The organism is Methylobacterium planeticum, from assembly GCF_008806345.1.
Taxonomy (GTDB): Bacteria; Pseudomonadota; Alphaproteobacteria; order Rhizobiales; family Beijerinckiaceae; genus Methylobacterium; species Methylobacterium planeticum.
Map to the genome: position 1 here is coordinate 42,556 of NZ_VZZJ01000023.1, position 18,553 is coordinate 61,108.

The window sequence follows — 18,553 nt, forward strand, 5'->3', positions numbered from 1 at the left end:
GCGGAGGCGCCGCGTTTGGGTTCAACGGCCGTGCTTGCCCGCGTCGGATCGGCGCCAGGCGTACGCTCCCGGACGATCGCGCAGGCTCAGTTGCCGGCGGTCCGGAAGGTGTCGCAGGACTTCGTCTGGCCGCTCTTGTAACCGTTCATGAACCAGCGCATCCGCTGCTCCGAGGAGCCGTGCGTGAACGAGTCCGGCACGGCGTAGCCCTGGCTCTGCTTCTGCAGCTTGTCGTCGCCGATGGCGCTCGCCGCCTGAAGGGCTTCCTCGATGTCGCCCTGCTCGAGGGCGTTCCAGCGGTCGTTCGAGTTCTTGGCCCAGACGCCCGCGAGGCAATCGGCCATCAGCTCGACCCGGACCGAGAGGCGGTTCGACTCGACCTTACCGGAGGCCTGCTGGCGGGACTGCACCTTGCCGAGGATACCGAGCACGTCCTGCACGTGATGGCCGACCTCGTGGGCGATGACGTAGGCGTAGGCGAAGTCGCCCTTCACGTTGAAGCGCTGGCTCATCTCCTTGAAGAAGCCGGTGTCGAGGTAGACCTTCTTGTCGAGGGGACAATAGAACGGGCCCATCGCGGCCTGGGCCGAGCCGCACCCGCTGCGGGTGCCGCCGGTGTAGAGCACCATGGCGGTCGGGGTGTACTGCTTGCCGGTCTGGTTCGGCAGCACGGTGCTCCAGACGTCCTCGGTGTTGCCGAGGATCTTGGCGGCGAACTGGCCGCTCTGGTCGGTCGGGGGCGTGCGGCGGCGCTGCTGGGTGCCCGGGTCGGCCTGCTCCTCGCGCTGGCGCCCGCCGCCGGTCATCTGCTCGGCCCCGCCGATCAGGATCGCGGGGTTGATGCCCGTGACCCAGCCGATGATGCACAGGATCACGATGGTGCCGATGCCGAGGCCGCCGGCCCCGCCGCCCGGGAACCCGAAGCCGCCGCCACCGCCGCCATCGCCGCGCCGGTCCTCGACGTTCTCAGAACTGCGAAAATCTTCCCAGCGCATGATACCGCCACCACTCGTTCAACGCCGTCGCCGCCAGCCTGATCAATGATGCCGGCTGAGAAACGGTTCCGCTTGGCGCCTGCGCCTAGACCGATTCAGGCCCGTCCGTCCAGGGCCGCGCGCAGCAGCCGGAAGTCCCGCCAGGCCAGCCGCTTCTGCACGGGCTGGCGCAGCAGGTAGGCCGGGTGCAGGGTCGCGAGGATCCGGATCTCGCGGGTCCCGAGCGTGTAGGGATAGAACCGCCCCCGCGCCTTGAGGATGCCGTCCTTGGTGCCGGTGAGCGCCTGGGTCGCCGGGCTGCCGAGGCAGACGATCAGGTCGGGGTCGGCGAGCTCGATCTGGCGCTCGACGAAGGGCTTGCAGATCGAGACCTCCTGCGGGGTCGGGTTGCGGTTCCCCGGCGGGCGCCAGGGGACGATGTTGGCGACGTAGGCGCTCGAGCGATCGAGGCCGATCGCCTTCATCATCCGGTCGAGGAGCTGGCCGGAGCGGCCCATGAAGGGCTTGCCGATGCGGTCCTCGTCGGCGCCCGGGGCCTCGCCCACGAACATCAGGCGCGAGGCCGGGTTGCCGTCGGCGAAGACGAGGTTCTTGGCCGTGAACTTCAGCGGGCAGCCGTCGAAGCCGGCGAGCAGCGCCTCGAGCTCCTCGAGGCTGCGGGTCTCCTTGGCCTGCGCGCGCGCGTCGACCGCCGCCTCGTCGGGCTTGGCCGCGGCCGAGCGGCCGTAGGTCTGGGCCGGGGGCGCCTTCGGGGCGTCGCGGGGCGGCAATTCGCGGCGCTGCGGCGCCTCCTCGGGGCCGGCCGGGCGCGCGGCGCGCGCGGGCGCCCGGCCCAGGGGCGGCGCCTCCGCCTCGCCGAAGCGGTCATGCGGGTGTTCGTCGAGGGCGGCGTCGACGCCGGCCTCCACGTGGAAGTCGAGATACGAGATCAGGTCCCGCTCACCGTCGGCATGCGAAGTCATGAACGGAAATGTGGGGTTCCGGATGCCTGTGGACAACGGATGCGGGCCCAATCCGGGCCGGGCGCGGCGACACGGCGCGCCTGTCCATTGCCGCTTGCGTTCCTACCTTGGAACGGGTTGAGAAAGACCCGGGGTAAAGACGGTCGGCCACGGTCGCGCGCAGGTCCGCGCGGGTGGCGGGAGGAGGAAACAGGATGGCGCTTCCGGAACGCGAGGGCATGGATTTCGACGTGGTCATCGTGGGCGCCGGGCCCGCGGGCCTCGCCGCCGCCATCCGCCTGAAGCAGCTCTCCGCGGAGATCGGCGCCGAGATCAGCGTCGTCGTGGTCGAGAAGGGCTCCGAGGTCGGGGCCCACATCCTGTCGGGCGCCGTCGTCGATCCGGGCGGCCTCGACGCCCTGGTGCCGGACTGGCGCGACGACCCGGACCGGCCGCTCAAGACCGCGGTCGAGCGCGACGAGTTCATGTTCCTGACCAGGAACAGCGGCGTCGGCCTGCCGAACCTGTTCTTTCCCAAGCTGATGTCGAACCACGGCAACTTCGTCGGCTCGCTCTCGAACGTGGCGAAGTTCCTCGGCCGCAAGGCGGAGGAGGCCGGCGTCGAGATCTATCCGGGCTTCCCCGCCTCCGAGGTGCTCTACGACGACCGGGGCGCGGTGACCGGCATCGCCACGGGCGATCTCGGGGTCGGAAGGTCAGGCGAGCCGCGCGACGACTATACCCGCGGCATGGAGCTGCGCGGCAAGTACACGATCTTCGGCGAGGGGGCGCGGGGCTCGCTCACCAAGACCCTGATCGACCGGTTCCGGCTCAACGCGGACCGGGACCACCAGAAGTACGGGCTCGGCGTCAAGGAGCTGTGGCAGCTGACCCCCGGGACGTTCCGGCCCGGCCTCGTGCAGCACACGATGGGCTGGCCGCTGCCGAACAGGGCCGGGGGCGGCTCCTGGCTCTACCATTTCGACGACCACCTGCTCTCGGTCGGCTTCGTCACGCATCTGAACTACGAGAACCCGACCCTGTCGCCGTTCGAGGAGTTCCAGCGCTTCAAGACGCACCCGATGATCCGCGACGTGTTCGCGGGCGCCAAGCGCATCGGCTACGGCGCGCGCGCCATCATGGAGGGCGGCTGGCAATCGGTGCCGAAGCTCGTCTTCCCGGGCGGCTGCCTCGTCGGCGATTCCGCCGGCTTCGTGAACGTGCCCCGCATCAAGGGATCGCACAACGCGGTGCTGTCGGGGATGCAGGCGGCCGAGGCGATCGCGGCGGCGCTCAAGGCCGGGCGCCAGGGCGACGAGCTGACGGAGTACGAGAACGGCTGGCGCAGCAGCCCGATCGGCCAGGACCTCAAGGCGGTGCGCAACGTCAAGCCGCTCTGGTCGCGCTACGGCACCCTCGTCGGCGTCGGCCTCGGCGGCGTCGACATGTGGGCGAACACGCTTCTCAACACCTCGCTCTTCGGCACGCTCAAGCACGGCAAGCCCGACCACGCCACGCTGAAGCCCCTGAAGGAGGTGACGCCGATCGTCTACCCGAAGCCGGACGGCAAGCTGACCTTCGACCGGCTCTCCTCGGTCTATCTCTCGAACACCAACCACGAGGAGGACCAGCCGGCCCACCTCAAGGTGCGGGACATGGGTCTGCAGAAGACCTCCGAGCACGACGTCTTCGGCGGGCCGTCCGCCCGCTACTGCCCGGCCGGCGTCTACGAATGGGTGGAGGATGCGAGCGCCGGCGACGGCGTGCGCTATCAGATCAACGCGCAGAACTGCGTCCACTGCAAGACCTGCGACATCAAGGATCCGAACCAGAACATCAACTGGGAGACCCCCGAGGGGCCGGGCGGACCGAACTATCCGAACATGTGATCCGGGCGGTTCCGCCGCGGAGGGCGGCCCCGCGGACGCCATCGTTTCGCCTTGCGGGCAGGGCGGGATGAGTCCACTGTCCCCGCGAAAATCGGTGCCGGCCCACCCTTCGGGCCGGCGCGCGTAGGAGCCGCGACTGGTGCCCATCAACGCAAAAGCTGCCCGCCATACCGTCTCGCTGCTGGCCCTGACCCTCGCCGCGAGCCTGCCGCTCACGGCCTCCGTGTCCGCCGCGCAGCCCCGCGAATCCGCGCCGATCTCCGAGTACGAGCCCGCCGAATCCCTCGAGGGGAACTTCCTCTCGGCCTACATCGCCGGCGCCTCGCGCGACACGGCCGCCGCCGCGAGCTTCTACCGCGAGGCGGTGAAGGCGGACCCGCGCAACGCCGAGCTCCTGGAGCGGGCCTTCGTGTCGCTGCTGGCCGACGGGGCGCTCCCCGACGCCTTCCGGGCGGCCGAGCGGCTCGCGACCCGGGACGGGGCCAACGGCCTGGCGCAGCTCGCCCTCGGGGTGCGCCAGATCAAGGCCGGCCAGTGGGCCGCCGCCCGCCAGAACTTCGCCCGCAGCGGCCGGGGCGCCGCCGCCGACCTCACGGCGACGCTCCTGACCGCCTGGGCCTTCGCGGGCCAGGGCGACGGCAAGCGCGCCCTCGAGACGGTCTCGAAGCTCAAGGGCGAGCGCTACTACAACACCTTCCGGGATTACCATGCGGGCCTGATCGCCAGCGTGGTCGGGGACCAGGCCGAGGCCGAGCGCCGCCTCAAGGCCGCCTACGACGCCGACCGCAACACCCTGCGCATCGTCGATGCCTACGCGCGCTTCGAGGCCCAGGCCGGCCGGACCGACCTCGCGATCCAGGCCTATACGGAGTTCGACAGCCTGCTGCCGCGCCACCCGATCGTGCGCGACGCCCTCGACCGGCTCCGGGCCGGCAAGCCCCTCAGCCGCCTGATCACCACGGCCCAGGAGGGCGGCGCCGAGGTGCTCTACGGCCTCGGCTCGGCCGGCTCGACGCAGGGGGACGAGCTTCCGGCGGTGGTGTATCTGCGCCTCGCCCTCTACCTCGCCCCGGAGCACGCGCTGGCGCGGCTCACCCTGGCCGACACCCTCGACCGGATGAAGCAGCCGGAACGGGCGAACGAGGCCTACACCCAGATCCCCGCGGCCTCGCCCCTCAAGCTCAACGCCGACATCCAGGTCGGCCTCAACCTCGAGCAGATGGGCAAGGGCGACGAGGCCCTGACCCATCTCGACGCCGCCATGAAGGCGCATCCGAACGACATCGACGTGATCACGGCACTCGGCAACGTTCAGCGCTCGCGCAAGAAGTACGAGGAGGCCGCCGCCACCTACTCGCGCGCGATCGAGCTGATCGGCGACCGGCCGGTGCAGAACTACTGGACGACCTTCTACTTCCGCGGCACCGCCTACGAGCGCGCCAAGCAATGGCCGAAGGCCGAGGCCGATCTGAAGAAGGCCCTGGAGCTCGTCCCAGCGAGCCAGCCCAACGCCCGGGCGCAGGTGCTGAACTACCTCGCCTATTCGTGGGTCGACCAGAACATCAACATCGACGACGCCTTCAAGATGCTGAAGCAGGCGGTCGACGCCTCGCCGCGCGACGGCATGATCATCGACAGCCTCGGCTGGGCCTATTACCGCCTCGGCCGCTGGGACGACGCCACCCGCGAGCTGGAGAAGGCCGTCGAGCTGAAGCCCGGCGACCCGACCATCAACGACCACCTCGGGGACGCCTACTGGCGCTCGGGCCGCCGCCTCGAGGGCAAGTTCCAGTGGCAGCACGCCAAGGACCTGAACCCTGAGCCCGACGATCTCGAGAAGATCAACGACAAGCTCAAGAACGGCCTGCCCGAGCTCGACAAGCCGACGGCCACCGCCGAGAACCCGCCGGCCCCGGTCGCGGCCCCGCACAACCCCGAGAACCCGGAACTCCCGAAGGGCGCCCCCGCCCCGAACGACGCTCCCGGCTCCGCCGACAAGAAGAAGACCGGCGGCTAGGCTGCCCTGACGCCGTCGTTCCGCGGCACCGCGCGGCAGGCTCGCCGCCGGGGCGACGCCTGTCGGTTCCCGAGCCGGCGCCGGCCGGCAACGCCCCATTGGTGCGGCGGATACCAGAACAGCACGGGCGGCGCGACGCGCCCCCTCTCCCGTCCGGGAGAGGGTTGGGGTGAGGGATGCGCGTTGTCCGGATAACGCGCACCCCTCACCCGGTCCGCTGTCGCGGACTCGACCTCTCCCGGACGGGAGAGGTCGAGCGTCCCGCCGTCGTTCTGACGCGCTGGCCGGCGAGACCGGCAGGACCGGGCGGGTGTCAAAACCAACATGGGGGGCGCGTCGGCCGCAAGGCCTGGGGAGCACGCCCGTCATCCGCCCGGTGCCGAGCCGCAGCCCCAACGGTGGAGGGCCGATCCCGAAGCACTCCCCGGCGGGAGGGGGCCCGTGCTAGACGGCCCCCATGTCCAGCCTCGTCACCCGCGCGCCCGCCAAGATCAACCTGACGCTCCACGTCCTCGGGCGGCGGGAGGGGGATGGCTATCATGCGCTGGAGAGCCTCGTGGCCTTCGCGGGCAGCGCCGACCTCCTGGCGCTGACCCCCGGGGATGCCCTGGCGCTGACGGTGAGCGGGCCGACCGCAGGGCCGGCCGGGCCGACCGACGACAACCTCGTGCTGCGGGCCGTGCACCACCTCGCCGGGCGGCGCCGGGGGCTGCGCGCCGGGCGCTTCCACCTGACGAAGCGCCTGCCCGTGGCGGCCGGCATCGGCGGCGGCTCCTCGGACGCCGCGGCGGCGCTGCGGCTCGTGGCGGAGTTGAACGGCATCGCCCTCGACGATCTCGACGTGATCGGGGCGGCCCGCGCCACCGGCGCCGACGTGCCGGTCTGCCTGGAGCCCCGGGCCCGGATGATGCGGGGGGCCGGCGAGACCCTCGGGCCCGCGCTCGCCCTGCGGCCGCTGCCGGCGGTGCTGATCAATCCAGGGGTGCCGGTGCCGACCGCCCCGGTCTTCAAGGCCCTCGGCCTGAGGGTCGGGCAGGCGCTCCCCGGCGCGGCCCACCCGGAGATCGCGGCGGGCCTCGACCCGGAGGGGCTGCTCGCCGCAATCGGCCCCGCCCGCAACGACCTCGAGGCGCCGGCCCTCACGGTGGCGCCGATCATCGGCGAGGCCCTGGCGGCGCTCCGGGCGGAGACCGGGTGCCGCCTCGCCCGGATGTCGGGCTCGGGCGCGACGGTGTTCGGGATCTTCGGCCATCGCAGCGAGGCGGCGGCGGCCGCCCGCACGATCGGGCGCGCGAGGCCGGGTTGGTGGGTGGTGCCGACGCTGCTGCGCTGAGCGCTACCGGGCCCTCAATGCGCCCGGGCGATGCAGAAATCCACGACCTGCAGCAGGGCGGCCTTCATCCGGCCGTTGGGGAACAGCGCCAGCGCGTCGCGGGCCATGGCACCGTAGTGGCGGGCGCGCTCCACCGTGTCCTCCAGGGCGCGGTGACGCTTCAGGATGGCGCGGGCGGTCTCGAGGTCACCGTCCCGGACGTCGCCCTGCTCCAGGGTCCGGCGCCAGAAGACCCGCTCCTCGTCGCTGCCGCGCCGGAACGAGAGCACGATCGGCAGGGTGATCTTGCCCTCGCGGAAATCGTCGCCGACGTTCTTGCCGAGGCTCGCGCTGGTGCCGCCGTAATCGAGCACGTCGTCGATGAGCTGAAAGGCGATGCCGAGGTTCATGCCGTAGGAGCGGCAGGCCGCCTGCTCGGCCCGGGGACGCTCGGCCAGAACCGGGCCGACCTCGCAGGCCGCCGCGAACAATTCCGCGGTCTTGGCCCGGATCACCGCGAGGTACTCGTCCTCGCTCGTCTCGGTGTTCTTGGCGGCGGTGAGCTGCATCACCTCGCCCTCGGCGATCACGGTCGCGGCCGCCGAGAGGATGTCGAGGGCGCGCAGGCTGCCGACCTCCACCATCATCCGGAAGGCCTGGCCGAGGAGGAAGTCGCCGACGAGGACGCTGGCCTGGTTGCCCCAGTTGATCCGCGCCGCGACGCGGCCGCGGCGCATGTCGCTCTCGTCCACCACGTCGTCGTGCAGCAGGGTGGCGGTGTGCATGAACTCGACGCTGGCGGCGAGCTTCACCGCCCCCTCCCCGCCCGAATAGGCGCAGAGGTCGGCGGTCGCGAGGGTCAGGATCGGGCGCAGGCGCTTGCCCCCCGACGCGATGAGGTGGTTGGCCACCTCCGGGATCATGGCGACGTCCGAGCCCGTCCGCGACAGGATCATCGCGTTGACGCGATCCATGCCGCCCGCCACCAGGGCGACCAGGTCAGACAGGCTCGCCTCCGGATCGGAGCGGCCCTCATCGAGGGAAACGACGACACCCAAGGTCCGATGCCTCCAGACCAGAATTTACGGACGACGAAACGTGCGGCACCCCTTCGCACGGGCTCGTTGGCGCTGCAACACGTGGGACACGAGCGCAGATATGGCGCGCGCGGCTCCGAACCTGTACGCGGCGAATGCGCATCCCTGCCGTGCGGCCGCATTCCCGAGGCGTTCTCCCCCGATGATCGAGTTGATCCGCAGCAACGACATCGTGCTCATCGGCTTCGCCCGCTCGCTGCTCGAGGGCGCCGAGATCCCGGTGCTCGTCGCCGACGACCACATGAGCCTGATGGAGGGCTCGATCGGCGCCTTCCCGCGCCGCCTGCTGGTGCCGAGCGACCATGCCCGCCAGGCGCGGCGGCTCCTCACCGATGCGGGCCTCGCCCACGAACTGCGTGATGAGCCCGGACGCTGAGCCCGACCTCTTCCTCGGCGGCGCCCTCAGGCTGCACCAGCCGCCGCGCGGCGCGCACCGGGCCGGGACGGACGCGGCGCTCCTCGCCCATCTCGTCGTGCCGGGCGACGGCGCGCTCGTCTGCGACGTCGGCGCCGGCACGGGGGCGGTCGGCCTCGGCGTCGCGCGGCTGCACCCGTCCTGCCGGGTGGTGCTCGTCGAGCGCGAGCCCGACCTCGTGGCGCTGGCCGCGCGCAATGTCCGTGAGAACGAACTCGACGCGCGGGCGCGGGTGATCGCCGCGGACGTTCTGGCGCCGGGGAGCGCCCGGCATGCCGCCGGTCTGACGCCGGGCCTCGCCGACGTGGTGGTGACGAACCCGCCCTTCTTCGACACCAGACGCGGCCGGCCCTCGCCCAACCCCGAGAAGGCCTGCGCGCACACCTTCGCGAGCGGCGGGCTCGAGACCTGGCTGCGTACCTGCACGGACCTGCTGCGGCCGGGAGGTCGGCTCGGGCTGATCCATCGGGCCGACGCGCTGCCGGACTGCCTCGACGCCCTGCGCGGACGATTCGGCGCCGTCGCGGTGCGGCCCGTCCATGCCCGGGCCGAGCGCCCGGCGATCCGCATCCTGGTGACTGCAGTGAAGGGCAGCCGCGCGCCCCTCCGCCTTCTGCCCCCCCTCGTCCTGCAGGCGGCGGACGGCCGCTTCACGCCGGAGGCGGAGGCGCTGCACCGCGCCCGGCCGAGGGCGGGCAGCGCCCCTCCGTCTCAGTAGAACGGACGCCAGCCGTAATGCCGGCGGTGATAGGGCCGGTGCCAGCCCCAATGCCGGCGGTGGTGATACCGGCGCCAATGGTGATGCCGGCGCCAATGGCGGCGGCCGTAATGGTGCCGACGCCAGCCGTGATGGCGGCGGTAATGGCGGTGGCGATAGTGCCGGCGCCAGCGCACTTCCGTCGCGAGGCCGTCCCCGCCCGCCTGCCCGACGGCGGCGGAGACCGGCAGGGGGGCGGATTGGGCGCCGAGGCCGAGCCCCGCCGCCCCGCCGAGCAAACCGAGGGCCAGGACCAGCCAGCGCAGGGCCGGCCATGGCCGGGGGACCGGCCGCAAGGCCGGTGAAGCGAACACACGCATCCGATCTCCTCCCCAGACGAGGGCCACGCGGCGCGGGCCCGACGGGGCGCGCCGACCTCCTGAAACGACCGAAGCGCGAAACGGTTCGGTTGCGGACGCCGGCACGATGGTGCGAAGCCTTGCGGTGGACTACGCAGTGCCCACCTGCCGAGGCCAGGGACGCCTATCTCCCGTAGCTCAGTTGGATCCGGACACCCATGCCGCTCGCGTTGCCCGCGCCCCTCCGCGCCCTCCTGCCCCGCCGCTTCCGCGAGACGCGCCCCCGCGTCGCGGTGCTGCGCCTGAGCGGCGCCATCGGGGCCGTCTCGCCGATTCGGCCCGGCCTCTCGATCGGCACCGTGGCGGGGAGCCTGGAGCGGGCCTTCGGCATGGCGGGGCTGTCGGCCGTCGCGATCGTGATCAACTCGCCGGGCGGCTCGCCCGCCCAGTCCCACCTGATCCACCGGCGCATCCGGGCGCTGGCCACCGAGAAGAAGGTGCCGGTGATCGCCTTCGTGGAGGATGTGGCGGCCTCGGGCGGCTACATGATCGCCTGCGCGGCCGACGAGATCGTGGCCGACCCGACCTCGGTGGTGGGGTCGATCGGCGTCGTCTCCGCGAGCTTCGGCTTCGACCGGCTGATCGAGCGCATCGGCATCGAGCGCCGGGTGCACACGCAGGGCGAGGCCAAGGCGATGCTGGACCCGTTCCGGCCCGAGGACCCGGCCGACGTGGCCCGTCTGAAGCGCATCCAGGCCGACGTGCAGGACCTCTTCACCGGCCTCGTGTCGGCACGCCGGCCCGGCCTGCGCCAGGACGGCGAGAGCCTGTTCACCGGCGCGATCTGGACCGGGCGGCAGGCGGTCGAACTCGGCCTGATCGACGCCCTCGGCGACCTGCGCTCGGTGATGCGGGCGCGCTTCGGCGAGACGGTCGATCTCAGGGTCGTGGCGGAGGCGCGCGGCTCGCTGATCGCCAGGCTGCTGCGGCGCGCCAGTCCCGGCGGCATCGGGATCGCCGAGGAGGCCCTCGGGGCGATCGAGGAGCGCGCCGCCTGGGCGCGCTTTGGGCTCTAGGGCCTCAGCGGACGGTGCAGGCGGCGCTCGGCTGGCCGTAGCCCGAATAGACGACCCGGACCTTGCGGGCGCAGGTCTCCGCGGGAGCCGGCGCGGCGATCGGCGCGACCTCGACGGGGACCACCGCCACCGGCATCGCCACGGCCGAGATTTCCTCGGAGGTCGCCAGCGCCTTGCTGGCGCCCATCACGAAAGGTGTCGCGACGAGCGAGGTGGCGACGATCGCGGCGAACACTGTGAAACCCTTGCGCATGACTGGTCATCCGAACCGTTGGACCGCCCGGGGGCGGTGCGTCATCCCCTGATTGCGCATTAAACTTGGCCGGGGGCTTGGCAGTTCCGGGTCTCGACCGAAACGTGGCGGAAAAGTGTGCGCGGATGCACCGGCCCCGTCGCTTGACACCCCGCCGCACGCTCTTAAACGCTCCGGCCCACCGCTTTCCCGCCGGCCGGAAGTTCCAGAACGATGTCGAGCGCAGTCGATCTCGCCCCCGAAGCCTCGTTCCAGGGGCTGATCCTGACGCTTCAGCGCTTCTGGGCCGCGCAGGGCTGCGTCATCCTCCAGCCCTACGACATGGAAGTCGGCGCGGGCACCTTCCACCCGGCCACCACCCTGCGGGCGCTCGGGCCGAAGCCCTGGAACGCCGCCTACGTGCAGCCCTCGCGCCGGCCGAAGGACGGCCGCTACGGCGAGAACCCGAACCGGCTGCAGCATTACTACCAGTTCCAGGTGATCCTGAAGCCGAACCCGGAGAACCTGCAGGAGCTCTACCTCGCCTCGCTCGACGCCATCGGGGTCGACCTGAAGCTCCACGACATCCGGTTCGTCGAGGACGATTGGGAGAGCCCGACGCTCGGCGCCTGGGGCCTCGGCTGGGAATGCTGGTGCGACGGGATGGAGGTGAGCCAGTTCACCTATTTCCAGCAGGTCGCGGGCTTCGAATGCGCCCCGGTGGCGGGGGAGCTGACCTACGGGCTCGAGCGCCTCGCCATGTACGTGCAGGGCGTCGAGAACGTCTACGACCTGAACTTCAACGGCGGCACCGGCGACGACACGGTGACGTATGGCGACGTCTTCCTGCAGGCCGAGCAGGAATATTCGCGGCACAATTTCGAGGCCGCCGACACCGCGATGCTGTTCCGCCAGTTCACGGATGCCGAGAAGGCCTGCCGCAGCTACCTCGACGCCGGCGCTCCCGATTCCCCCGAGGGCCGGCACCGCATGGCCCAGCCGGCCTACGACCAGTGCATCAAGGCGAGCCACGTCTTCAATCTGCTCGACGCGCGCGGGGTGATCTCGGTGACCGAGCGGCAGAGCTACATCCTGCGGGTGCGCGAGCTTGCCAAGGCCTGCGGCGCGGCCTGGCTGCAGACGGCGGGCGGCGGCGCGGCCTGACCCGAACCCGGCGGCGCGCCGCCCCACCGACCCTTCCGACACTCCTCCCGGACGCCGCCACCATGCCTGACCTCCTCCTCGAACTCCGCTCCGAAGAGATCCCGGCCCGCATGCAGCGGCGCGCGGCCGAGGACCTGCGCAAGCTCGTCACCGACGCGCTGGTCGAGCGCGGCTTCCTCTACGAGGGCGCCAAGGCCTTCGCGACGCCCCGGCGCCTCGCGCTGCACGTCGCCGGCCTGCCGCCGCGCGGCGCGGCCATGCGCGAGGAGCGGCGCGGCCCCCGCGTCGGCGCGCCGGAGGCCGCCGTGCAGGGCTTCCTCAAGGGCGCCGGGCTCGCGAGCCTGTCGGAGGCCACGACCGTCACGGATCCGAAGAAGGGCGCGTTCTATCTCGCGGTGATCGAGCGGCCGGGCCGCGAGACCCTCGATGTGCTGGCCGAGATCCTGCCGGGCATCATCCGCAACTTCCCGTGGCCGAAATCGATGCGCTGGGGCAAGGCCTCGGCGCAGCCGGGCTCGCTGCGCTGGGTGCGCCCGCTGCAATCGATCGTCGCCACCTTCGGCCCCGAGACCGAGACGCCCGAGACCGTGCCCTTCGGGGTGGACGGCATCGCGGCCGGGACGCTGACCTACGGCCACCGCTTCCTTGCGCCCGACGCCATCGAGGTGCGCCGCTTCGATGATTACGCCCCGAGCCTGGAGCGCGCCAAGGTCGTGCTCGACGCGGACCGGCGCAAGGACATCATCCTGCACGATGCCCGCGACCTCGCCTTCGCGCGCGGCCTCGAACTCGTCGAGGACGAGGGCCTGCTGGAGGAGGTCGCGGGCCTGGTCGAGTGGCCCGTGGTGCTGATGGGCTCCTTCGACGCGGGCTTCCTCGACATCCCGGCGGAGGCGATCCGCGCCACCATCCGGGCGAACCAGAAGTGCTTCGTCCTGCGCCGGGGCGACGGCGCGGATCTCGCCCCCGCCTTCATCCTGGTCTCGAACCTCGTGGCGAGCGACGGCGGCGTCGCGATCACGGCCGGCAACGAGCGCGTCGTGCGGGCCCGGCTCTCGGACGCGAAGTTCTTCTGGGAGACCGACAGGGCGACGACGCTCGAGGCGCGCCTGCCGAAGCTCGACACCATCGTGTTCCACGAGAAGCTCGGCACGCAGGGCGAGCGCATCCAGCGCATCGCTGCGCTCGCCCGCGACCTGGCCCCTCGGGTCGGCGCCGATCCGGACCTCGCCGAGCGCGCCGCGCGGCTCGCCAAGACCGATCTCGTCACCGAGATGGTCGGCGAGTTCCCCGAGCTCCAGGGCCTGATGGGCCGCAAGTATGCCGGCCTGCAGGGCGAGCACCCGAGCGTCTGCGCGGCGATCGAGGAGCATTACAAGCCGCTCGGCCCGGGCGACCGGGTGCCGGCCGATCCGGTCTCGGTCGCGGTGGCGCTCGCCGACAAGCTCGACACGCTGGTGGGCTTCTGGGCCATCGACGAGAAGCCGACGGGGAGCAAGGACCCGTTCGCGCTGCGGCGGGCGGCGCTCGGTGTGATCCGGCTGATCAGCGAGCGGCAGCTGAAGCTCCGATTGATCGAGCTGTTCGGCAAGGCGGATGTCGGACATCGCGAGCGCGGCGCCAAAGCGCCCGCGACGATGGAGGATCAGTACCTCCCCGATCTGCTCGCCTTCTTCGCCGACCGCCTCAAGGTCTACCTGCGCGACCAGGGCGCCCGCCACGATCTCATCGACGCCGTCTTCGCGCTGCCCGGGCAGGACGACCTGCTGATGGTGGTCCGGCGCGTCGAGGCCCTCGGCAAGTTCCTGGAGACGGATGACGGCCGCAACCTGCTCGCGGGGTCCAAGCGCGCCGCCAACATCCTGCGGATCGAGGAGAAGAAGGACGGCCGCGCCTACGAATCCGAGCCGGATGCCGGGCTGATCGCCTCCGCGGGCCAGCCCGAGGAGCGGGCGCTCTTCGAGGCCCTGTCGGTCGCCCGTCGCGACGCGTCGGCGGCGGTGGCGGCGGAGGATTTCGCGGGCGCGATGCGTGCCCTCTCGACGCTGCGCGCGCCGGTCGACGCCTTCTTCGAGACGGTGACGGTGAACGCCGAGGATGCGGGCCTGCGGGCGAACCGCCTCGCGCTGCTCAACGCCCTGCGGGCGGCGACGCGCGAAGTGGCGGATTTCTCGAAGATCGAGGGGTGAGGCGCCGGACGATCCCCGGAGCCCTCCCCCGAGGCTGGCGCTGCGCGCCCGCCGCTCAGGACCGGGCGCCTCGTCCTCAGAACCAGCCCTTGATCTTGAAGAACACGATCGGCACGAGGGCGCTGAGGGTGATCAGCGACAGGCCATAGGGGTAGCCGTAGATCCAGTCGAGTTCCGGCATGTGCTTGAAGTTCATGCCGTACATCGAGGCGATCAGGGTCGGGGGCACGCCCACCACCGAGACGACGGTCAAAACCCGGAAGACGTTGTTCTGCTCGATGCTGATCAGGCCGAGCGCCGCATCGAGGAGGAACTGGACGTTCTCCGAGAGCCGGGTCTCGAACTCGTCCAGGGAGGCGATGTCCCGGCGGATGGTCTCGAAGCGCGCATCGGCCTCACCCTCGGTGAAGCTCTCGCACTCGGCGGCGACGAAGGGCACGATGCGTTCGAGCCCGAGCAGGCTGGAGCGGATCTTGCCGAGCGCCTTGCCGCGCCGGCCGATGCCCCGCAGGATCCGGCGCAGCGCGAGGTCGCGGCGGCGCGGCTGAGGCTTGTCCCCGGGCCGTCCCGGACGCGCCCGGACGTCGAAGTCGAAGATCCGGGTCGAGAGCGCATCGAGGTCCGCGCCCATGTCCTCCAGCGCGTCGGCGAGGCTGTCGACGAGTTCCTCCATCAGCAGCAGGAAGACCTCGGTGCTGTTGGCGCAAGGGCCGTCGCCCGTGGCGATGCGCTTCTCCACCTCCGCGAAGGCGCGCAGATCGTGGAAGCGCACCGTGATCAGGCGGTCCTTGGTCAGGACGAAGCCGAGCGGCTTCAGCTGAGAATCCGCCTGGTCGAAGGTGATCATCGGCGTCGAGAGGGAGAGGCCCTGCTTCAGCCGGCGCAGGCGGCTCGAACTCTCGACCTCGCTCAGGGCCTGCCGCGAGGGCACCCGCAGGCCGGTCTGCGCCTCGACCCGCTCCGCCTCCTCGACGCTCGGGTCGTTGAGATCGATCCAGATCGCGTGCGCGGGGAGGCTCCCGCCTACGGGCAGGCTCGCGTGGTCGACCGCGCCCTCGGGGCCGTGCAGTCTCAGCATGGAGGAGGATTTCCGTGAGGGCTCGGGCAGGAGACGAATTCGTCCGCCATCCACAGGCGGCGGAGGGTGCGGCAGCCTTGACTCAAAAAACGGACGCGCCTATCTCGCGGCCTCGTTAGCACTCACCGCTCGAGAGTGCTAATCTCCGGCGTGAGACCCGTCACGGGCCGCATCAACGCCATCTCTGAATTCGAAGCAAGAGGGCAGCTCATGAAGTTCCGTCCGCTGCACGACCGTGTCGTCGTCCGCCGTATCGAGGGCGAGGAGAAGACCAAGGGCGGCATCATCATCCCGGACACCGCCAAGGAGAAGCCGCAGGAGGGCGAGGTCGTCGCCGTCGGCCCCGGCGCCCGCGACGAGGCCGGCCGGGTCAACGCGCTCGACGTCAAGGCCGGCGACCGCGTCCTGTTCGGCAAGTGGTCCGGCACCGAGGTCAAGATCGACGGTCAGGACCTCCTGATCATGAAGGAATCCGACATCATGGGCGTCGTCGCCTGAGGCGACGGACCCACGGTCCCGCGAACTCCGCCCTTCGAGGCATCCCGGCCCGGGACGCCTTGGGGCACGACATCCACTTACGAAAGGATCTCAGCACATGGCAGCGAAAGACGTACGTTTCTCGTCCGATGCCCGCGACAAGATGCTCCGCGGCGTGGACATCCTCGCCGACGCGGTGAAGGTGACGCTCGGCCCGAAGGGCCGCAACGTCGTGATCGAGAAGAGCTTCGGAGCCCCCCGCATCACCAAGGACGGCGTCACCGTCGCCAAGGAGATCGAGCTCGCCGACAAGTTCGAGAACATGGGCGCCCAGATGGTGCGCGAAGTGGCCTCGAAGACCAACGACATCGCGGGTGACGGCACCACCACCGCGACCGTGCTCGCCCAGGCGATCGTGCGCGAGGGCGCCAAGTATGTCGCCGCCGGCATGAACCCGATGGACCTCAAGCGCGGCATCGATCTCGCCACCCAGGCCGCCGTCAAGGACATCACGAGCCGCGCCAAGAAGGTCGCCTCGTCCGAGGAAGTCGCCCAGGTCGGCACCATCTCGGCCAATGGCGACAAGGAAATCGGCGAGATGATCGCCCATGCCATGCAGAAGGTCGGCAACGAGGGCGTGATCACGGTCGAGGAGGCCAAGACCGCCGAGACCGAGCTCGACGTCGTCGAGGGCATGCAGTTCGACCGCGGCTACCTCTCGCCGTACTTCATCACCAACGCCGAGAAGATGGTCGCCGAGCTCGACGATCCCTACATCCTCATCCACGAGAAGAAGCTCTCCTCGCTGCAGGCGATGCTGCCCGTGCTCGAGGCCGTGGTCCAGACCGGCAAGCCGCTCCTGATCATCGCCGAGGACATCGAGGGCGAGGCGCTGGCCACCCTCGTGGTGAACAAGCTGCGCGGCGGCCTCAAGGTCGCGGCCGTCAAGGCTCCGGGCTTCGGCGATCGCCGCAAGGCGATGCTCGAGGACATCGCGATCCTGACCCAGGGCCAGATGATCGCCGAGGACCTCGGCATCAAGCTCGAGAACGTGACCCTGCCGATGCTCGGCCGCGCCAAGCGCGTCCGCATCGAGAAGGAGAACACCACGATCATCGACGGTTCGGGCGAGAAGTCCGACATCGAGGCCCGGGTGTCGCAGATCAAGGCGCAGATCGAGGAGACCACCTCGGACTACGACCGCGAGAAGCTGCAGGAGCGTCTGGCCAAGCTCGCGGGCGGCGTCGCGGTGATCCGCGTCGGCGGCGCGACCGAGATCGAGGTCAAGGAGAAGAAGGACCGCGTCGACGACGCGCTCAACGCCACCCGCGCGGCGGTGGAGGAGGGCATCGTCCCCGGCGGCGGCACCGCGCTCCTGCGGGCCAAGAAGGCGGTCGCCGCTCTCACGAGCGACAACGCCGACGTCGCGGCCGGCATCAAGATCGTCCTCAAGGCGCTTGAGGCCCCGATCCGCCAGATCGCCGGCAACGCCGGCGTCGAGGGCTCGATTGTGGTCGGCAAGATCACCGACAACGAGGGCTCCGAGACCTACGGCTTCAACGCCCAGACCGAAGAGTACGTGGACATGATCCAGGCGGGTATCGTCGACCCGGCCAAGGTCGTGCGCACCGCCCTTCAGGACGCGGCCTCGGTCGCCGGCCTCCTCGTCACCACCGAGGCGATGGTTGCCGATGCTCCGAAGAAGGAGAGCGCGGCTCCGGCGATGCCGGGCGGCGGCGGCATGGGCGGCATGGACTTCTAAGACGTCCGGCCACAGCGCCAACCAAGGAGGGGTCGCCGAGAGGCGGCCCCTTTCGCGTTCCGGCGCCGGGGAAGGCCGCGCTGCGGCCGCGCTCGGGAATGCTCAGCCGGCGCGGCGGGCGCAGCGCACGTAGGTCGCGCTGCCCTTGCCGCTCGTCCAGATCAGGCGGTCGCCGTCGACGAGGAGGCGGACCTGCGACGACCAGCGGCGGCCGCGGTCGCTGCACTCGGCCGCCAGGACCCAGGCATTGCCGCTGCGGCGCCCGTCATGGAAGCTGCAGACGGTGCGGCCGGCCCGCGCCCCGTCCGGCGTGATCGTGGCCGGCAGGAAGCCGCGGCGGCGCGAGCGCGCCCCGCAGGCCGCCCCGGTCGGGCCCCAGACCCCGACATAGTCCGCCCGCTCGGCCGGCATCGCGGCGGGCGACGCGGGTGAGCCCTGAGGTGCCGCGAGCGTCGGCGGGCCGGCCTGGGGCATCTCGGCACCGTCCCCCGCCAGGGCGACGCGCCGCGGCTGCAGCGGCTGCAGCGGCCCTTCGAGGGCCGGCCCGGCCTCGGCCCGGCGGCGCAGGGCCGGGCCGACCGGGCGGGCGAGTTCGGCGGGCAGCTCGAAGGATGCCGCCTCCACGCGCGCCGCCCCGCGGGGATCGGCGGGGCCGGGCCTCAGTGGGATGTCCTCGGCCAGGAACACGGCGCTGTAGCTGAACAGGGCGCCCCAACCGGCCGCGATCAGCAGGAGCATCGCGAGGCCGCCCCTGGAGATCCCGATCCGGGGCGCCTCGCCTCTGGGGTCCGCGCGCGCGGCACCGGCCTCCGGCGAAGCACCGGTCAGGGCCCCCTCGATCCCCACCGCCATC

17 protein-coding genes are annotated in these 18,553 nt (G+C 71.3%); 10 read left to right on the forward strand and 7 right to left on the reverse strand.

The window, feature by feature from the left end; genetic code table 11:
• Positions 1-86 precede the first annotated feature (86 nt).
• Together ypfJ and F6X51_RS21225 are read right to left on the reverse strand one after the other, a co-directional pair.
• Positions 87-995 carry a KPN_02809 family neutral zinc metallopeptidase gene (gene ypfJ, locus F6X51_RS21220; protein WP_150965671.1) on the reverse strand — a complete coding sequence of 303 codons (909 nt, stop codon included), beginning with the start codon at positions 993-995 and terminating at the stop codon, positions 87-89.
• A 95-nt stretch (positions 996-1,090) separates the two neighbouring features.
• Positions 1,091-1,957 (reverse strand): uracil-DNA glycosylase, encoded by an 867-nt coding sequence (locus tag F6X51_RS21225; RefSeq protein WP_150965672.1) that lies wholly within the window; start codon positions 1,955-1,957, stop codon positions 1,091-1,093.
• 194 nt (positions 1,958-2,151) lie between these two features.
• Between F6X51_RS21225 and F6X51_RS21230 the strand changes: the two genes are divergently transcribed.
• The 3 genes from F6X51_RS21230 to F6X51_RS21240 all read left to right on the forward strand — a co-directional run bounded on the left by F6X51_RS21230 (position 2,152) and on the right by F6X51_RS21240 (position 7,175).
• Positions 2,152-3,825: an electron transfer flavoprotein-ubiquinone oxidoreductase gene (locus F6X51_RS21230; RefSeq protein ID WP_150965673.1), complete on the forward strand. Its 1,674-nt coding sequence runs from the start codon at positions 2,152-2,154 to the stop codon at positions 3,823-3,825.
• Between the two features lie 145 nt (positions 3,826-3,970).
• Positions 3,971-5,842 (forward strand): tetratricopeptide repeat protein, encoded by a 1,872-nt coding sequence (locus tag F6X51_RS21235; RefSeq protein WP_150965705.1) that lies wholly within the window; start codon positions 3,971-3,973, stop codon positions 5,840-5,842.
• 457 nt (positions 5,843-6,299) lie between these two features.
• Positions 6,300-7,175, forward strand: coding sequence for a 4-(cytidine 5'-diphospho)-2-C-methyl-D-erythritol kinase (locus tag F6X51_RS21240; RefSeq protein WP_150965674.1), 876 nt, complete (start codon positions 6,300-6,302; stop codon positions 7,173-7,175).
• A gap of 14 nt (positions 7,176-7,189) precedes the next feature.
• Here F6X51_RS21240 and F6X51_RS21245 read toward each other — a convergent pair whose 3' ends face one another.
• Positions 7,190-8,212, reverse strand: a complete 1,023-nt coding sequence (locus tag F6X51_RS21245; protein WP_150965675.1) for a polyprenyl synthetase family protein — start codon at positions 8,210-8,212, stop codon at positions 7,190-7,192.
• A gap of 181 nt (positions 8,213-8,393) precedes the next feature.
• Here F6X51_RS21245 and F6X51_RS21250 point away from each other — a divergent pair, with 181 nt between their 5' ends.
• Both F6X51_RS21250 and F6X51_RS21255 read left to right on the forward strand, forming a co-directional pair.
• The gene (locus tag F6X51_RS21250; RefSeq protein ID WP_150965676.1) at positions 8,394-8,627 is read left to right on the forward strand and encodes a putative signal transducing protein; all 234 of its coding nucleotides are present in this window, start codon (positions 8,394-8,396) and stop codon (positions 8,625-8,627) included.
• Positions 8,611-9,384: a tRNA1(Val) (adenine(37)-N6)-methyltransferase gene (locus F6X51_RS21255; RefSeq protein ID WP_150965677.1), complete on the forward strand. Its 774-nt coding sequence runs from the start codon at positions 8,611-8,613 to the stop codon at positions 9,382-9,384. Before F6X51_RS21250 ends, F6X51_RS21255 begins: the two co-directional genes overlap by 17 nt.
• Here F6X51_RS21255 and F6X51_RS21260 read toward each other — a convergent pair.
• On the reverse strand, positions 9,378-9,743 hold the full coding sequence (locus tag F6X51_RS21260) for a hypothetical protein (RefSeq protein ID WP_150965678.1): 366 nt from the start codon (positions 9,741-9,743) through the stop codon (positions 9,378-9,380). The two genes, F6X51_RS21255 and F6X51_RS21260, sit on opposite strands and share 7 nt — an antisense overlap.
• Before the next feature lie 197 nt (positions 9,744-9,940).
• Between F6X51_RS21260 and F6X51_RS21265 the strand changes: the two genes are divergently transcribed.
• Entirely contained in the window at positions 9,941-10,798 is an 858-nt protein-coding gene (locus tag F6X51_RS21265) for a S49 family peptidase (protein ID WP_150965679.1), read from the forward strand.
• A gap of 4 nt (positions 10,799-10,802) precedes the next feature.
• Here the strand turns inward: F6X51_RS21265 and F6X51_RS21270 are convergent, their stop codons facing one another.
• Positions 10,803-11,051, reverse strand: a complete 249-nt coding sequence (locus tag F6X51_RS21270) for a hypothetical protein (RefSeq protein WP_150965680.1) — start codon at positions 11,049-11,051, stop codon at positions 10,803-10,805.
• Between the two features lie 213 nt (positions 11,052-11,264).
• On the opposite strand from F6X51_RS21270, the gene F6X51_RS21275 reads away from it, so the two are divergent.
• Both F6X51_RS21275 and glyS read left to right on the forward strand, forming a co-directional pair.
• Entirely contained in the window at positions 11,265-12,194 is a 930-nt protein-coding gene (locus tag F6X51_RS21275) for a glycine--tRNA ligase subunit alpha (protein WP_150965681.1), read from the forward strand.
• 62 nt (positions 12,195-12,256) lie between these two features.
• Positions 12,257-14,383, forward strand: coding sequence for a glycine--tRNA ligase subunit beta (gene glyS / locus F6X51_RS21280; RefSeq protein ID WP_150965682.1), 2,127 nt, complete (start codon positions 12,257-12,259; stop codon positions 14,381-14,383).
• 76 nt (positions 14,384-14,459) lie between these two features.
• Here the strand turns inward: glyS and F6X51_RS21285 are convergent, their stop codons facing one another.
• Positions 14,460-15,461: a CorA family divalent cation transporter gene (locus F6X51_RS21285; protein ID WP_150965683.1), complete on the reverse strand. Its 1,002-nt coding sequence runs from the start codon at positions 15,459-15,461 to the stop codon at positions 14,460-14,462.
• 210 nt (positions 15,462-15,671) lie between these two features.
• Here F6X51_RS21285 and groES point away from each other — a divergent pair, with 210 nt between their 5' ends.
• Positions 15,672-15,959 carry a co-chaperone GroES gene (groES, locus tag F6X51_RS21290; RefSeq protein ID WP_150965684.1) on the forward strand — a complete coding sequence of 96 codons (288 nt, stop codon included), beginning with the start codon at positions 15,672-15,674 and terminating at the stop codon, positions 15,957-15,959.
• 97 nt (positions 15,960-16,056) lie between these two features.
• Positions 16,057-17,700, forward strand: a complete 1,644-nt coding sequence (groL, locus tag F6X51_RS21295) for a chaperonin GroEL (RefSeq protein ID WP_150965685.1) — start codon at positions 16,057-16,059, stop codon at positions 17,698-17,700.
• Positions 17,701-17,802: 102 nt separating this feature from the next.
• On the opposite strand, the gene F6X51_RS21300 is transcribed toward groL, so the two are convergent.
• Positions 17,803-18,552, reverse strand: coding sequence for a peptidase inhibitor family I36 protein (locus tag F6X51_RS21300; RefSeq protein ID WP_246696932.1), 750 nt, complete (start codon positions 18,550-18,552; stop codon positions 17,803-17,805).
• Position 18,553: the final 1 nt, after the last annotated feature.

Bases quoted from the DNA above. Each gene is read 5' to 3' on its own strand.
- ypfJ (WP_150965671.1), bottom strand. From the start codon at position 995: ATGCGCTGGGAAGATTTTCGCAGTTCTGAGAACGTCGAGGACCGGCGC.
- F6X51_RS21225 (WP_150965672.1), bottom strand. From the start codon at position 1,957: ATGACTTCGCATGCCGACGGTGAGCGGGACCTGATCTCGTATCTCGAC.
- F6X51_RS21230 (WP_150965673.1), top strand. From the start codon at position 2,152: ATGGCGCTTCCGGAACGCGAGGGCATGGATTTCGACGTGGTCATCGTG.
- F6X51_RS21240 (WP_150965674.1), top strand. From the start codon at position 6,300: ATGTCCAGCCTCGTCACCCGCGCGCCCGCCAAGATCAACCTGACGCTC.
- F6X51_RS21250 (WP_150965676.1), top strand. From the start codon at position 8,394: ATGATCGAGTTGATCCGCAGCAACGACATCGTGCTCATCGGCTTCGCC.
- F6X51_RS21255 (WP_150965677.1), top strand. From the start codon at position 8,611: ATGAGCCCGGACGCTGAGCCCGACCTCTTCCTCGGCGGCGCCCTCAGG.
- F6X51_RS21260 (WP_150965678.1), bottom strand. From the start codon at position 9,743: ATGCGTGTGTTCGCTTCACCGGCCTTGCGGCCGGTCCCCCGGCCATGG.
- F6X51_RS21265 (WP_150965679.1), top strand. From the start codon at position 9,941: ATGCCGCTCGCGTTGCCCGCGCCCCTCCGCGCCCTCCTGCCCCGCCGC.
- F6X51_RS21270 (WP_150965680.1), bottom strand. From the start codon at position 11,051: ATGCGCAAGGGTTTCACAGTGTTCGCCGCGATCGTCGCCACCTCGCTC.
- F6X51_RS21275 (WP_150965681.1), top strand. From the start codon at position 11,265: ATGTCGAGCGCAGTCGATCTCGCCCCCGAAGCCTCGTTCCAGGGGCTG.
- glyS (WP_150965682.1), top strand. From the start codon at position 12,257: ATGCCTGACCTCCTCCTCGAACTCCGCTCCGAAGAGATCCCGGCCCGC.
- F6X51_RS21285 (WP_150965683.1), bottom strand. From the start codon at position 15,461: ATGCTGAGACTGCACGGCCCCGAGGGCGCGGTCGACCACGCGAGCCTG.
- groES (WP_150965684.1), top strand. From the start codon at position 15,672: ATGAAGTTCCGTCCGCTGCACGACCGTGTCGTCGTCCGCCGTATCGAG.
- groL (WP_150965685.1), top strand. From the start codon at position 16,057: ATGGCAGCGAAAGACGTACGTTTCTCGTCCGATGCCCGCGACAAGATG.
- F6X51_RS21300 (WP_246696932.1), bottom strand. From the start codon at position 18,552: ATGGCGGTGGGGATCGAGGGGGCCCTGACCGGTGCTTCGCCGGAGGCC.